The organism is Mesorhizobium sp. M0106, from assembly GCF_040322715.1.
Classification (GTDB): Bacteria; Pseudomonadota; Alphaproteobacteria; order Rhizobiales; family Rhizobiaceae; genus Mesorhizobium.
The window spans coordinates 46,745-60,443 of sequence record NZ_JAMYUA010000018.1 but is presented as its reverse complement, the minus strand read 5'-3'; the positions used below and the strand labels follow the sequence as shown (position 1 = coordinate 60,443).

The following is a 13,699-nucleotide window of genomic DNA, read 5'->3' as shown; positions in this document are numbered from 1 at the left end:
TCTGACGGATCGCCGCGCGCACCCATTCTGTGGTGCTACCTCATCGGGAACCGTTCTCAACGAACATGGTTCGGAGTGTGCGACCGAAGCATTCGGCTTCTTCTACCCGGCTATCGCCAAGGAGATTCGCCATGACCGGCAAAACCCGTCCCACCGTCCTGATCACAGGCAGCAGCGGGTTTCTGGGCCAGGCCATCGCTCGCGGCTTGATGGAGCGCTACGACATCATCGGCCTTGATGTTGCCAGACGATCCTTGCCCAGCGTCGAGACGATCGAGATCGACCTTACCTCGGACGCGAGCGTGGCGAAGGCACTGGCCGAGGTGCGCGAGCGGAGCGGCGGCCGCGTTGCCTCGGTGATCCATCTCGCGGCTTATTACGACACGACCGGCGAGGATAATCCGAAATACGGCGCGGTGACCGTCGAGGGAACGCGCCGGCTGCTGAACGCGCTGAGGGGGTTCGAGACGGAGCAGTTCGTGTTTTCGAGCACGCTGCTGGTGCATGCGCCGAGCCCGGCAAAGGGCGCCAGGATCGACGAGCGATCGCCGATCGATCCGGCCTGGGCCTATCCGAGATCGAAGGCCGAGACCGAGACGCTGATCCAGAAGGAGCACGGCGACATCAAGGTTGCGATCCTGCGACTGGCGGGTGTCTATGACGAGGATTGTCACGCGGCCTTCATCGCCCAGCAGATCGCCCGCATTTTCGAGCGCATGCCGACCGCCTATCTTTTCACCGGCGACATCACCACCGGCCAGCCCTACCTGCATCTGGACGATCTCGTCGACGCCGTGGTGCGCACCGTCGACCGGCGCAGCCCGCTTCCCGACGAGACCGTACTGCTGATCGGCGAAGAAGAGACGCCGTCCTACGACGAGATGCAGAAGCAGATCGGGCAGCTCCTGCACGGCGAGACCTGGCGGACCCTGTCCCTGCCGAAAGAGGTGACGAAGCTCGGCGCCTGGATGCAGGAGAAGGTTCTCGACCAGGAGACCGACATCAAACCATGGATGATCGAGAACGCCGACGATCACTACGAGATCGACATCTCCCGCGCCAGGCGCCTGCTTGGCTGGAACCCGCGGCACCGCCTGACCGCTACCTTGCCGGAAATGATCCGGCGGCTGAAGGCGGATCCTACCGACTGGTACAAGAAGAACAAGCTTGAACCGTCGGCGGCCGCCGCTTCCGCGCCCGAGCTCGACCAGGCCGCCGAACGGCTGCAGCGCCCGCTCGAGCGCTCGGACGACGAGGTCGAGGCGGAAACCGAACGCCACCGGGCCGCAACGCTCTGGGCGCCGCTGACCAACGTTGCGATCGGGCTGTTGCTCGTGGCGTCGCCCTTCACGCTCGGCCTGTTCGATCCCGCTTCAGCACCGATTCCGCCGGCGCTCGGACATGAGATCTCCTCGCCGGAGACGCGCGACGGCAGGCTCGGCATCAGTGAGATTGTATCCGGCCTCGCCATCCTGTCGCTGGCGCTCGTCGGCATGCGCCGGCGCTGGCACGGGCTGCAATGGATCACCGCCTCGATCGGGGTTTGGGTGATGTTCGCGCCGCTGCTGTTCTGGACCACCAGCGCCGGAGCCTACGCGACCGACACGTTGGCCGGCATGCTGATCGTCGCGTTCGCGGTGATGATCCCGCCGACGCCGGGTATCAGCCGGCGTGCCCTTGCCGCCGATGACGACCGCCCGCTCGGCTGGAGCTATTCGCCCTCCCTCTTCACCCAGCGCATTCCCATAATCGGCCTCGCCTTTGTCGGCCTGTTCGTCTCGCGCTATCTCGCTGCCTATCAGCTAGGGCACATCGACAGTCTTTGGGATCCGTTCTTCGGCCCGGGCGAAACGCCGGCCGGCAATGGCAGCGAGGCGGTGGTCACCTCCTGGGTCTCCAAGGGTTTTCCGATCGCCGATGCCGGGCTGGGCGCCTTCGCCTATGCGCTGGATATCCTCGCGGGCGCGATCGGCGATCGCCGCCGCTGGCGCACCATGCCGTGGATGGTGCTTTTGTTCGGCTTGCTGGTCGTTCCGCTCGGCGTGGTCAGCGTCGGCTTCATCATCATCCAGCCACCGCTCATCGGAGCGCTGTGCACGCTCTGCATCGTCCAGGCTGCCGTCACCGTCGTCCTCATCCCTTATTCGGTCGACGAGGTGCTGGCGAGCTGCCAGTATCTTTGGCATGCGAAACAAGCGGGAGAGCCGTTCTGGCGCACATTCTGGTGCGGAGGTCCGGCACTTTCGGAGGACCAGACGCCAACGCCGGATCTCGACCGGCCGCTATCGGCAGTGGCGCGGGACTTCGTCACTGGCGGTGTGAATTTCCCCCGGACCCTTGTCGCCAGCACACTCGCCGGCACCCTGCTGATGATCACGCCGCTTGTCTTCGGCACCAGCCCGCCGCTCTACTTCAGTGACCATGTCACCGGCTGCCTGGTCATCATGATCGCCGTTACGGCGATGGCCGAGGTGGCGCGCGCCGTCCGCTTTGTGAACATAGCGCTTGGAGCCTGGATCGCCCTCTCTCCGTTCATGCTCGCCGGCGGCGCGGCGGCGAGCCTCGCCAATCTGGCGATCGGAGCGCTGCTGGTCGGGCTCAGCCTGCCGCGCGGCACGCGCAGCGCTGCGCATTATGGCGGCTGGGACCGGGCCATCGTCTGAGAATGTTCGGCGGCGCAGGACGGTCGGCCAGGTGGCTGCAAAGATTGATCCGCATCAACCTGTCGAACACATCGAGCGGGAAGTCGGCGAAAGGCGCAAAGGCGGCCGTACCCTTCCAACTTGAATTTTCCGCGTATCTGCATTTCACAAGTCGGCATATAAATTAGGGAGGAATTTCAGCATGATAAAAGGGCAATTCTCTGCGCCGGCATCCTCGCCGCCGGTATGTGGGCCGCGTCGTCATCGGCGTCCGCCGAAAGCCTGACCATGTCTTGCGGCGTTGACGAGGTCTGGTGCCAGCAGACGGCGCGGGCGTTCGAGGAGAAGACCGGCATCACCGTCAATATGACCCGCAAGAGCGCTGGCGAAATCTGTGCGCAATTGCGCGCCGAGGCCGCCAACCCAAAGGGAGACATCTGGTGGGGCGGAGCCGGCGATCCGCATCTGCGGGCAGCCGAGGAGGGCCTGACAGTGGAATACAAATCGCCGCTGCTCATGCGGACCGGTTCTGATCAAAGCTTGAAGGATTGCACGCAGAGCTGGCGGACCTGGGCGAACACGCCGTTGCCGGCGCAAATCACCAGCGCGCCGTTTTCCAGCACCGTCTTTGGGTCGGGCTTGACTATAGTGCCGCCGGCTTCTTCCACCAGCAGCATGCCTGCCAGGCAGTCCCAGGCGTTCATATGCTCTTCGACATAGCCGAGCAGCCTGCCGGCGGCCGCATAGGCGAGCATCAACGCGCCGGATGCGTTACGGAAAAACACGCCGCCCTTTGAAAACAGCAAGCCGATGAGCGTTGCGACGTTCTGAATTTCGACGCGGTTGGAAAAGCCGGTGCCCAACGAGCCGTCGGTCAGGCTGGTGGCCGCGCTTGCCCTGATCGGCTTGCCGTTGAGAAAAGCGCCGCCGCCCTTGCGGCAATGGAACGTTTCGCCGGTAGAGGGCTCGTGGATGACACCCACGACAGTGTCGCCGTCCTTGGCGCAGGCGATGACCACACACCAGGCCGGAATGCCCCGCACGAAATTCGCGGTGCCGTCGATCGGATCTATCACCCAGACATGCCCGCTCGATCCGGTGACCGAGGCATGCTCCTCGCCGACAATTCCATCGGTCGGGTAAGCGGCTTTCATTGCCGCACGGATGAACAGCTCGACCTCGCGGTCAGCCTGCGAGACCATGTCCTGATGACCTTTGCTCTCGATGGCGAGGCTGTCGAGGTCGCGAAAATACTTCAGGCCGAGCGCGCCGGCGCGCCGCGCGAGATCGATGGCGAACTGTTCGCGCGTTGCTGTGTCGGGTGTCATGAGATCCTTGGGATGGCGAATGTGATCTGAGGAAAATACCCCAGCCAAAGAAGCTTAGCGGTGAAGCTAAGAGCGTGCAAATGACGAGCCCTGCCTTTTGCGGGGCGGCCCCGAGGCCGACCGGTCTTCCATGCGCCCGACAGCGACAGTCGCACTCATACGGGTCCGGTCATGTCGCCTTCGATATAGATGATCTGGCCGGTCATGAAGCTCGACGCGTCGGAAACCAGGAAGATCGCGGCACCGCCCAGTTCATCGACCTCGCCCACCTTGCCAGCGGCCGACCAATGCCACGGCTGAGATTGCCGGCGATAAACGCCTATCCCCGCCAGACATCTTCGCGGCGCAGATCGTCCATCGCGCGCGAAATGCCTTTGCGCAGGATCGACACCATATCGTCGATCTACTGGCGCTTGATGATTAATGGCGGCGACATCACGCACATGTTGATCAGTAGCCGGACCAACAGGCCGAGCTCGTGGCAATGCGCGTCGATGCCAGTCGGCACCTCGATCCGCCTCGCTTATGACCCTGAGGCTCTGCTGGCGATAACCTGAATAATTTTTTGCGCAGCAGTGCGACCGGCGACGATCGCGCCCTCGACATAGCCCGGAAATGACGGCGACAGCTCCGACGAGGCAAAATGCACCGGCGGGGCGCCCGCCCGGATAATGCATTCGGCATCCGTTGCCGCCGCATCGACGATCGAATCGCTGTAACCGCCGCCGCTCCAGTGATCCTCGGTCCAGTCGCGATAGCTGAGAGCGGTGACGCCGGCCGCCTCGATACCGAGCGCATCTTGCAGCTTTGATGTCACCGTAGCGCGTAGCGCCGCGCTGTCCATATCCCGCCAGCGCTGCGCCAGCGGCCCGCCGATGAAGACGACAAGTGCTGCATGATCCTCGTCCTTGCTGGCATCGCAGGCAAAAAGTCCGTGCGGCTCCCGCCACATCAGCATGCCGCTCAAGCCCCTGTCGCGCCAGAAAGCCTTGGGATAGCGCACAAGCATTTTGATAACTGCGCCGCTTTCCCAGACGCCGAGGGCTCTCTCCAGCGCAGCCGGCAGCGGTGGCACGAAATCGACTCTCGAGGCCATCATCGGCGGTAGCGCGACCAGTACCGCTCGTGCCTCGGTCACGCCGGCAGGCGAAACGACGCGAACCCCTCCCGGGCCGTGCTCAATAGCCTCGACGGCTGTATTCAGCCGCAGTCGATCGCCGAGATCCCGCGCAAGATCATCTGCCAGCGAATGCATGGTTTCGCCCACGAAATACTGCAGCTCCGACACCTCGTTGGTGATGCGGCGATCATTGTCGATCAAGTACCACAGCGGCAGCCTTTCCATTGCCAGGCACCACAGGCCCTCGATCATCGACCGAAAGGCGGCCTTGGCATCGTCGGGATCGTTCTGGCGATCGAGCCATGCCGCGACTGTCAAGCCGGCGATGGCCGGGTCGGTCGGTGCGATCGCGTTCATCCGCTCGCGCATTCGCATCGCGGTGCCGTAAGTGCGCCCGGCTTGCGCCTCGCTCATTCGCGGCTGCGTGACGAATTCGCCTGCGACATGGGTCTCGACCAATGTCTTGCCGCGCGCTCGCACCAGCGCCATTAATTCCGGCATGTCTTCGCACAAGAACTGGCCGCCGCTGTCGATCCGCTCGCCGAGCCCGTTCTGCACGGCTTCGACGCGGCCGCCGACACGGTCGCGGGCTTCGAGCAGCACGACATCGATGCCGGCGTGGTTCAATTCACGCGCGGCCGACAGGCCGGTGAAGCCGGCGCCGACGATGGCCACATCGGCTCGTTCGATCTTGAACTTCATTGGCCGGCCTTGATCTTCTCGAATGTCAGGGGCCGGATCATTGTCTTCATTGCTGGTCCACCCTCTTTTTGATGGTTCATGCCGGCCTGGCACCGCGGGCTGCTGAGTTCGGATAGTGCTTGGGGAATGCCGCAGACAGGAACTCGTTCGCGGCCTGCAGCGCCGTCTCGCGTGTGGCGTCCTCGGTGCCCATCATCAAATGCAGCCACAGACCATCCAGCATGGCGCTGAGCGCCAGCGCCATGACTTGGGGCTCATAGGCATAGAAGCCGCTCTGCTTGAGCGCCGCGCAAAGATCGATGAATATGTTCTGGTAGACGGCATCACGTGCGCTGCTCAGCGCCTGATATTTCGGTCGCGATTTGGCCTCGCCCCAGAAGGCACACCAAGCAGCCAGCTTGCGCTTGTTGCAGATCGAGCGGTTGAAATCGGCTGCCACCAATGCCTGCAGCTGGCGGGCGGGATCATCGCCGGCCCTTTGCAAGGCGCTGCGCCAATGCGCCGAATACTCGTCATGCATGTATTGCAAAGTGGCGACGAGCAGCTTCTCCTTGCTCTCGAAATGGAAATTGACGATGCCGCGCGACAGGCCGGCGCCGTCGGCGACGTCGGCCATAGTCGTTTCCGAATAGCCGCGCTTGGCCAATGAATCGATAGTCGCTTCGATCAGTTGAACCTGCCTTGTCTCTTTCGACGCTTTGCGGCCGCGCTTTTCGGAATCGCTTTTTCGCGCCGGTTCGAGGAGGGCTTCGCGCGCCTCTGTTGTCTTCATCGGGGTGATGGTCTCCAGCATCGCCGGCTAGCCGACCGGCATCGGCCGCGAAGATCAGTGGGACGGTGTTTGCCACTGTCAAGCACCTTCTGCATGGCTGCCCATATTCGAATGTTCTCGTCGAGATTGCATCCTTGGAGAAAACGTCGTCGAAGGCACCGTCGGCGAAGGGCAGCAGTCCCGGCGATGCAAACCAGATCAGCGCCGCCGAGCCCGCCTGCAGCGGACCTTGGCTCGAGATCCACGCCAGGCGCGAGCTGCAATATCAAAAGCTGCTGAAGCGTGCCAAACTGGTGCCGCGGCTGGTCGTCAGGCTCGGCCGCCGCACTGCCAATCCGCCTGCGGATTTCTAAATATGGCCGACGACACCGACAGTCCCAAACTCGACGCCGAAGCCGCCGAACAGTGGCAGCTGATCAACACACCGCTCGGCGAAAAATGGTCGGGCCGCACCCGCTATGCTGCGGCCATGTTCTTCTACAAACGCGGTGAGATGAGCGCTGAAACGCTGGAGGCCTACCGTATTTGTGCCAGGCTGGATTCGACCGATCCGCTGCCGATCATCCGCGACCGCGGCATTGGCCCGGACTGGCTTAAACGCATGGGTTTCGAATAGTCGGCCTCCAAATCGCATTCCGGTCAAGCCGGCATCACCCGCTTAGCCGATGGTCTTTTCCAGCATGCCGAGCCAGTTGCGATAGGCGATCTTCTCGATCAGCGCGCGCCCGAAGCCGCGAGCCGCGAAAGCGTCGAGCAATCTTGGCAGGCCGGCAACGTCGCCTATCACGGCCGGGATCATGGCGCCGTCGAAATCCGAGCCCAGGCCGACGCCGTCTTCGCCCAGCGCCTGCAGCAGCGAATCGACATGGCGCACCATGATGTCGAGACTGGTGTCGGCGTTCATCCTGCCGTCCTCACGCAGGAACCCGGTGGCGAAATTCAGCCCGACCATGCCGCCGGAGTCGCGGATCGCGCCGAGCTGCCATTCGGTGAGGTTGCGCGAATGGCCGCAGATCGCGTGCACGTTGGAATGGGTCGCGACCAGCGGTGCGTCGCTGATCTCGACGACGTCGCGGAAACCTTTTTCGTTGAGATGCGAAAGATCGATCATGATCTTCAGCTGGTTGCAGGCTTTCACCAGCGCCTTGCCGGCATCGGTCAGCCCCGGCCCTGTATCGGGCGACGACGGGAAACGGAACGGCACGCCGTGGCCGAAGGCATTGGGACGGCTCCAGACGATACCGAGCGAGCGCAGGCCGGCTGCGTGGAGGACATCGAGCAGGGTGAGCTCAGGGTCGATCGCCTCGACCCCTTCGATGTGGAAGACCGCCGCGATCGAGCCTTGCGCCATCGCCTTCCTCACATCGCCGGCGCTGCGGCAGACAGTGAGCGCCGAAGCCCGCTCCAGCCTGAACAGGATCGAGGCCATCGCTATGGTGGAGTTGAGCGCATCGGCGCGCGGAACCTCGGGCGGCAAGGGCTCGCTGTCGCTCGGCGCCAGCGGCACCGCGCCGCGCTTGGATTTCTCGACAGGCGGCGGGAAGATCGCGAACATGCCGCCGGCAAATCCGCCTTTCTTCGCGCGCGGCAGGTCGATATGGCCACTCGGCGTCCCCTCGACGAACAGCTTTTCGACGTCCGCATCCTTCGACTGGTAGAGCCTGAGCAGCGTGTCGTTGTGGCCGTCGAAGACGGGAACGAGATCGGATTCGGTCATGGAGGGCCATTCGGTTGAAGTGGTCGGGCCGCGGACGGCGAGCCGGTTGTTGCCAATACTTAGGCAAGACGGGCGCTCTGCGCAAATCCCGCATGTTTGCCTTAGGTTTGTACGCCGCCAATGGTCGAAGGGGCACGCGGTAAAGCCGCGCACCCTTTCTCCTGTCATTCATCGAGGGGCTGTCTCTATTACCGCTTCAGCACGTCCGCCCATTCCGGATGGCGGCGGAACTGAGCATTGGCGAACGGGCAAAGCGGGATGATCGTCTTGCCCGCCGCACGTGCATCCTCGACGGCACGGGTGACGAGGCGAAGTCCCGCGCCCTGGCCGCGAAATGCATCCGGCACTTCGGTATGGTCGATGATGATCTGGTGCTCGCCGACCTTGGTGAAGGTCATCTCCGCCTCGGCGCCGCTCGGCCCACGCAGGAAGTAGCGGCCCTTCGAGCCGCGGTCCTCCAGCTCGATCTCCGGCAATAGGTCAGACATGGCTTGCGGTCCTTTCATCCGGCGCTACGGCGAACAACTGCCGCGCCGCCTCGATCTCGCTCGGCCGCACCTCATGGCCGCCGTCATGCCACTCGACTGTGACATCGGCACCATCGGCGCGCAAATAGGCTTCGAGCCGCGCCGTCAAATCAGGCGGACAGATCGGGTCTCGCCTGCCGGCGGTGACCAGGATGCGGCTGCCGTCAAGGCTGCCCTTGACCTCCGGCTCGAACGGGATCAGCGGATGCATCAGCACCGTTGCGTCGAACAGCGAGGGTTCGGCAAACAGCACCGAGGCCAGGATGTTGGCGCCGTTGGAATAACCGAGGCCTAGCACCAAAGATGGCTTTGCCGCCTCGACATGTGCCTTGACGAAGCCGGCCATCTTGTCCGTCGCTCGCGTGAGATCGCCCATGTCGTAAACGCCCTCGCCGGTACGGCGAAAGAAGCGTGCGGCGCCTTGTTCCGAGACATCGCCGCGCGGGCCGACGATCGTCGCTTGCGGCGCAAGATCGCGCCCAAGCGACAGAAGCTGATCCTCGTCGCCGCCAGTGCCATGGAAGACGAAGAGCAACGGTCCGCCCAGCGAACCGGGCAGCACCTTGTGAATATACGAATCCTTGCTCATAACCCTGCCCTCAGTCTTCCAGTTTCTGCAGATGCTGCTCGAGATAGGGCCGCAAATGCTGGTGTTGCGACGGCAGTTTCAGCGCCTCGCCGAGATGGGCGGTATCCTCGTCGCGGTCGAAGCCCGGCTCGTTGGTGGCGACTTCGAACAGCACGCCCCCCGGTGTGCGGAAGTAGATCGCCCAGAAATAATCGCGGTCGATCACCGGCGTCACCTGATAACCTGTATCGAGGAGTGCCTTGCGCACTTCGAGCTGCTTGGCGCGGTTCTCGACGGCGAAAGCAACATGGTGGACCGAGCCGGCGCCGAGATTGGCGAAGCCGGCCCCTGGCAGCGATTCGATATCGACGACGTCGGCGCCGTTGCCGTTCTTCACCGCCAGCCGCCTGATGTTGCCGGACTTGTCGACCTCCTCATAACCCATGAATTTCAGCAGCTCTTCGGTGGCGCCGCCATCTTTCAGCCTGAGCGACACCGAGTGAAAGCCGCGGATCGCCACGTCGGTGGGAATGCCACCCTTGGCCCATGGCGCACGGTTGTCCGCTCTGTCTTCGACCAGCGCAAACCCGTCGCCGTCGGGACCGGCGAACGCAAGACGCTTCTCGCCGAACGTCTCCTCATGGGACAGCCCGGTGACACCTTGCTCGGCAAACCGTTTCTCCCAATAGCCGAGCGTGCCCTCGGGCACCGAGTAAGCGGTGTTGCCGACTTCGCCGACTCCATGGCGGCCCTTGCCGATGTTCGGGAACGGGAAGTAGGTCATCACCGAGCCGGGTGTGCCGACCTCGTCGCCGTAATAGAGGTGGTAGACGTCGGGTGCGTCGAAATTGACGGTTTTCTTGACCCGCCGCAGGCCGAGCGTCCCGGTGAAGAATTCATTGTTCTGGCGCGCATCGCTGGCCATCGAGGTGACGTGATGCAGGCCCTTGACCTGGTCGAGCATGTCTGTTGCTCCTTCCCTTGTGCTGGTGCGGCCCTTGCCGCTGTCCACGCAAATATGAGCATCCGCCTCCTGGCCGCAAAGGCGGCAAACACAGAATGGACTGTGCTGTTAAAGTGAACGACGAAGCAGGTTTTGTTCACCATTCGGCAAACTGGACCGGCTTGCATACTCGCCGAAATTGCGCTCCATGAGCGACGCATGTAGCCAGCGTGAGGATACAGCGGTTGAGTGGAAAACGCCCCAACATTCTCCTGATCACCTGCGACCAATGGCGGGGCGACTGCCTGTCAGCTGCTGGGCACAAGGTGGTAAGGACGCCGAATGCCGACGCGCTGGCTGCCGAGGGCGTTTTGTTCCAGAAGCACTATGGCGGCGCCGCACCTTGCTCACCGGCACGCGCCTGCCTCTACACCGGCCTTTACCAGATGAACAATCGTGTCTGCCGCAACGGCACACCGCTCGACGCCCGGCACGGCAATATAGCGCTCTGGGCGCGCGCCCTCGGCTATGATCCGACGCTGTTCGGCTATACCGACACGGCGCGCGACCCGCGCACGCTGGCGCCTGGCGACCCGCAGCTGAAAAGCTATGAAGGCGTGCTGTCCGGCTTCACCGTGCGCCAGCTTCTGCCTGAGCACCAGAAGCCCTGGCTGTCATGGCTCAAGGCGCGCGGCGTCGATGCCGGTGCCGGCTCCCCCGCCATTCACCGCCCGGCGGGCGAAATCCTGGAAAACGACGGCGCGATCAGCAACGGTCCGCCAATCTATTCGAAGGACGAGACGCCGTCGGCCTTCCTGGCCGGCGAATTCATCCGCTGGCTCGGCGAGCAGGAGCGCGATGCCCCGTGGTTCGCGCATCTTTCCTTCATCAGCCCCCACCCGCCCTTCATCGTGCCGGCGCCTTATAATGCCATGTACGATCCGGCCATCGGTCCAGCTTTTGACCGCGCGGAAAGCTGGCAGGCCGAAGCAGCAAGCCACCCTTATCTCGCCTATGAACTTGACCGGCAGGAACGGTCGAAATTCCGTCCCGGCTCGGAGGGCAAGGTGCGCGACTGGGGCGACGATAATTTTCGCCGCATCCGGGCGCTCTATTACGGCATGATCTCGGAGGTCGACGCGCAGCTTGGTCGCGTCTGGCAAGCGGTCAAGGCGGCCGATGCATGGGACGACACCGTCATCGTGCTGACCTCCGACCACGCCGAGATGATGGGCGACCATTTCATGCTGGGCAAGGGCGGCTTCTTCGACTGCAGCTTCCATATTCCGCTGATCATTCGCGATCCGCGCCGCCGCAAGGCTGCCGGCAGCAGCGTCGACCGCTTCACCGAGGCGGTGGATTTGGCGCCGACCTTGCTTGAGCTCACTGGGCTCGAGCTCACTGGCGGCGAAGTGCTGCCGCATCTCGACGGCCGCTCGCTGGCGCCTTTCCTGGACGCAACGGAGCCGGACAATTGGCGCGATGCGGCGCATTGGGAGTTCGATTTCCGCTCGATCGCGGATGGTGATGCCGAACGGTATTTCGGCGTCGGTCCGCGTCAGTGCAATCTCGCCGTCGTTCGCACGCAAAAATTCAAATATGTGCATTTCGGCGGAGGCCTGCCGCCCTTGCTCTTCGACCTGGAGAAGGATGCGCGCGAGTTGACCAATGTCGCTGACGACCCAGCCTATCTGCTGGCACGGCTGGAATTTGCCGAGAAGTTGCTCGCCTGGCGGGCCGAGCATCTCGACCAGTCTTTGGCGCTCGCCGAATTGACGGACAATGGCGTTGCCGGCCATGTCGCCGGCTTCCCCTCGAGATAAGCAAAGCCCGCGCCGTTGCCGGCGCGGGCTTCTCTGTCGGCCTGTGCGCAGCTTAGCGCATGATCATGCGCTGTTTCTCGCGATTTTGCGCATAGCTGGCCTTGTCATAGGGGGCCTGCGCCTCAAGCTGCTCCTTGGTGAAGTTCGTGTAGAGATAGCGCTTGCCGTTCTTGTCGGTCATGAATTTCAGGTTGTCCATGCCGACCGCCACCTCCTTCTCGCCGATGCCAAGGAAGCCGCCGACGTCGATGATGACTGCGTCGACCTTCTTGTCGCCGCCCAGCACGATATCGCCGATCTCGCCGACATTGACATCGTTGGCGCCGTAGACGGTTGTTCCGACCAGATCCTCGGCCCGGATTTCGCCTATCGGCATTTCAGTCAGTGTCGACTTGTCGATCGACCCGGTCTTGGTCTGGTCTGCCGTCGTTGCGGGCGCTGGGGCATTTTGAGCCGTCTTACTGGCCTGGTCAGTGTTGTTGGTCGTCGCAGTGTTATCGGTCGTGGCAGTGTTGCTGGCCGTCACAGTAGGCGTGACGACGGCTGGCGCATTAGCCGCGGCATCGTTCGACGCTGTGGTCGCCGGGGCCGGATCATAGGGCTTGCGGTCGAAATCCGGCTGCGCCGTCAGCTCTTCCTTGGTGGTTTGGGCGACCAGCCAGCGATCGCCGTTCCTCTCGGCCCACTGCGCCTTGTCGAAATCATAGGCGACGTTCTTTTCACCTATGCCGAGGAAGCCGCCGACACCGATGACCAGCGATTGCGCCTTGGCTTCCTTGTTGATGACGATGTCGTTTACGTCGCCGATGTTCTGGGCGTCGTCGCCGGTACCGTTGTAGACGGTCTCGCCGATGATATTGGTGGCAAGATTGCCTTCCGCGCGCTTCACGACCGGAGCGGGGTTGTTACCGGCCGGCGCCGCCGGGGCGTTCTGCGCCGTATCGGTGGAGGTCGACGGAGCGGCAGGAGCCGTAGCCGTGGTGTCTGTCGCCGCAGGCGCCGGATCATAGGGCTTGCGGTCGAAATCCGGATGAGCCGTCAGCTCATCCTTCGTCGTTTGCGCTATCAGCCAGCGATCGCCATTTCTTTCGGCCCATTGCATCTTGCTGAAGTCGAAGGCGACGTTCTTGGTCCCAATGCCGAGGAACCCGCCGACGCCGATGACGATGGATTTTACCTGGCCGCGTTCGTCGAAGACGACATCGGTGACCTTGCCGATATTCTCTGCATTGTCGCCGGTGCCGTTATAAACCGACTCGCCGATGATATTGGTGACAAGACTGCCCTCGGCGCGTTGCACCGGAGCGGCTGGAGCGGAATTCTCTACGGCGGGTGCTTGCGCCGGCGCCGGGGTCGTCGCCGATTGCGCAAATGCACCCGTCGCAATCAATGTTGCGACTGCTGTCGTGGTTAAAAGGGTGCGGATCATCTTAGTGTCTCCTCGTCGGGGATTTCGTGCACGCCGTGCCCGCATAGCGTCGCTGCGGGCGCAGCGTCTTCTGCATGTTCACAACGTTGTGACCACACTGTTGTTCCGAAAAAAGCCGTGGCGCACCC

13 protein-coding genes and 1 pseudogene are annotated in these 13,699 nt (G+C 63.1%); 4 read left to right on the top strand and 10 right to left on the bottom strand.

Annotated elements, in window-relative coordinates; genetic code table 11:
* The first annotated feature begins 131 nt into the window (after positions 1–131).
* A complete protein-coding gene (locus tag NKJ55_RS18845; RefSeq protein WP_352451166.1) occupies positions 132–2,663 on the top strand; it encodes an NAD-dependent epimerase/dehydratase family protein in 2,532 nt (843 codons plus the stop codon).
* Between the two features lie 512 nt (positions 2,664–3,175).
* On the opposite strand, the gene NKJ55_RS18840 is transcribed toward NKJ55_RS18845, so the two are convergent.
* The 5 genes and pseudogenes from NKJ55_RS18840 to betI form a co-directional block, all read right to left on the bottom strand.
* Positions 3,176–3,970 (bottom strand): inositol monophosphatase family protein, encoded by a 795-nt coding sequence (locus tag NKJ55_RS18840; RefSeq protein WP_352451165.1) that lies wholly within the window; start codon positions 3,968–3,970, stop codon positions 3,176–3,178.
* A gap of 155 nt (positions 3,971–4,125) precedes the next feature.
* Positions 4,126–4,239 (bottom strand): SDR family oxidoreductase, encoded by a 114-nt coding sequence (locus NKJ55_RS18835; RefSeq protein ID WP_502901445.1) that lies wholly within the window; start codon positions 4,237–4,239, stop codon positions 4,126–4,128.
* A 50-nt stretch (positions 4,240–4,289) separates the two neighbouring features.
* A pseudogene (locus tag NKJ55_RS18830) lies at positions 4,290–4,481 on the bottom strand (aspartate aminotransferase family protein); the annotation flags it as partial.
* A 12-nt stretch (positions 4,482–4,493) separates the two neighbouring features.
* Entirely contained in the window at positions 4,494–5,792 is a 1,299-nt protein-coding gene (locus tag NKJ55_RS18825) for a flavin monoamine oxidase family protein (RefSeq protein WP_352451164.1), read from the bottom strand.
* A gap of 76 nt (positions 5,793–5,868) precedes the next feature.
* Complete coding sequence (gene betI / locus NKJ55_RS18820) at positions 5,869–6,585, bottom strand: transcriptional regulator BetI (protein WP_502895733.1); 717 nt, start codon at positions 6,583–6,585, stop codon at positions 5,869–5,871.
* Between the two features lie 113 nt (positions 6,586–6,698).
* On the opposite strand from betI, the gene NKJ55_RS18815 reads away from it, so the two are divergent.
* Positions 6,699–6,917, top strand: coding sequence for a hypothetical protein (locus NKJ55_RS18815; protein WP_352451221.1), 219 nt, complete (start codon positions 6,699–6,701; stop codon positions 6,915–6,917).
* A gap of 2 nt (positions 6,918–6,919) precedes the next feature.
* A complete protein-coding gene (locus NKJ55_RS18810) occupies positions 6,920–7,180 on the top strand; it encodes a hypothetical protein (RefSeq protein WP_352451162.1) in 261 nt (86 codons plus the stop codon).
* A gap of 42 nt (positions 7,181–7,222) precedes the next feature.
* On the opposite strand, the gene NKJ55_RS18805 is transcribed toward NKJ55_RS18810, so the two are convergent.
* From NKJ55_RS18805 to NKJ55_RS18790, 4 genes are all read right to left on the bottom strand, one after another.
* The gene (locus tag NKJ55_RS18805; protein WP_352451161.1) at positions 7,223–8,281 is read right to left on the bottom strand and encodes a dipeptidase; all 1,059 of its coding nucleotides are present in this window, start codon (positions 8,279–8,281) and stop codon (positions 7,223–7,225) included.
* Positions 8,282–8,469: 188 nt separating this feature from the next.
* Complete coding sequence (locus NKJ55_RS18800) at positions 8,470–8,769, bottom strand: GNAT family N-acetyltransferase (protein ID WP_352451160.1); 300 nt, start codon at positions 8,767–8,769, stop codon at positions 8,470–8,472.
* Positions 8,762–9,397 (bottom strand): alpha/beta hydrolase, encoded by a 636-nt coding sequence (locus tag NKJ55_RS18795; RefSeq protein ID WP_352451159.1) that lies wholly within the window; start codon positions 9,395–9,397, stop codon positions 8,762–8,764. Before NKJ55_RS18795 ends, NKJ55_RS18800 begins: the two co-directional genes overlap by 8 nt.
* 10 nt (positions 9,398–9,407) lie before the next feature.
* Positions 9,408–10,340 carry a VOC family protein gene (locus NKJ55_RS18790; RefSeq protein WP_352451158.1) on the bottom strand — a complete coding sequence of 311 codons (933 nt, stop codon included), beginning with the start codon at positions 10,338–10,340 and terminating at the stop codon, positions 9,408–9,410.
* Between the two features lie 224 nt (positions 10,341–10,564).
* On the opposite strand from NKJ55_RS18790, the gene NKJ55_RS18785 reads away from it, so the two are divergent.
* Positions 10,565–12,142, top strand: coding sequence for an alkaline phosphatase family protein (locus NKJ55_RS18785; RefSeq protein WP_352451157.1), 1,578 nt, complete (start codon positions 10,565–10,567; stop codon positions 12,140–12,142).
* A 52-nt stretch (positions 12,143–12,194) separates the two neighbouring features.
* Here the strand turns inward: NKJ55_RS18785 and NKJ55_RS18780 are convergent, their stop codons facing one another.
* Positions 12,195–13,571 carry a PRC-barrel domain-containing protein gene (locus NKJ55_RS18780; RefSeq protein ID WP_352451156.1) on the bottom strand — a complete coding sequence of 459 codons (1,377 nt, stop codon included), beginning with the start codon at positions 13,569–13,571 and terminating at the stop codon, positions 12,195–12,197.
* Positions 13,572–13,699: the final 128 nt, after the last annotated feature.

What these genes read in the sequence shown, in the direction of transcription:
- NKJ55_RS18845 (WP_352451166.1), top strand. Translation starts at nt 132, where the DNA reads ATGACCGGCAAAACCCGTCCCACCGTCCTGATCACAGGCAGCAGCGGG.
- NKJ55_RS18840 (WP_352451165.1), bottom strand. Translation starts at nt 3,970, where the DNA reads ATGACACCCGACACAGCAACGCGCGAACAGTTCGCCATCGATCTCGCG.
- NKJ55_RS18825 (WP_352451164.1), bottom strand. Translation starts at nt 5,792, where the DNA reads ATGAAGTTCAAGATCGAACGAGCCGATGTGGCCATCGTCGGCGCCGGC.
- betI (WP_502895733.1), bottom strand. Translation starts at nt 6,585, where the DNA reads ATGCTGGAGACCATCACCCCGATGAAGACAACAGAGGCGCGCGAAGCC.
- NKJ55_RS18810 (WP_352451162.1), top strand. Translation starts at nt 6,920, where the DNA reads ATGGCCGACGACACCGACAGTCCCAAACTCGACGCCGAAGCCGCCGAA.
- NKJ55_RS18805 (WP_352451161.1), bottom strand. Translation starts at nt 8,281, where the DNA reads ATGACCGAATCCGATCTCGTTCCCGTCTTCGACGGCCACAACGACACG.
- NKJ55_RS18800 (WP_352451160.1), bottom strand. Translation starts at nt 8,769, where the DNA reads ATGTCTGACCTATTGCCGGAGATCGAGCTGGAGGACCGCGGCTCGAAG.
- NKJ55_RS18795 (WP_352451159.1), bottom strand. Translation starts at nt 9,397, where the DNA reads ATGAGCAAGGATTCGTATATTCACAAGGTGCTGCCCGGTTCGCTGGGC.
- NKJ55_RS18790 (WP_352451158.1), bottom strand. Translation starts at nt 10,340, where the DNA reads ATGCTCGACCAGGTCAAGGGCCTGCATCACGTCACCTCGATGGCCAGC.
- NKJ55_RS18780 (WP_352451156.1), bottom strand. Translation starts at nt 13,571, where the DNA reads ATGATCCGCACCCTTTTAACCACGACAGCAGTCGCAACATTGATTGCG.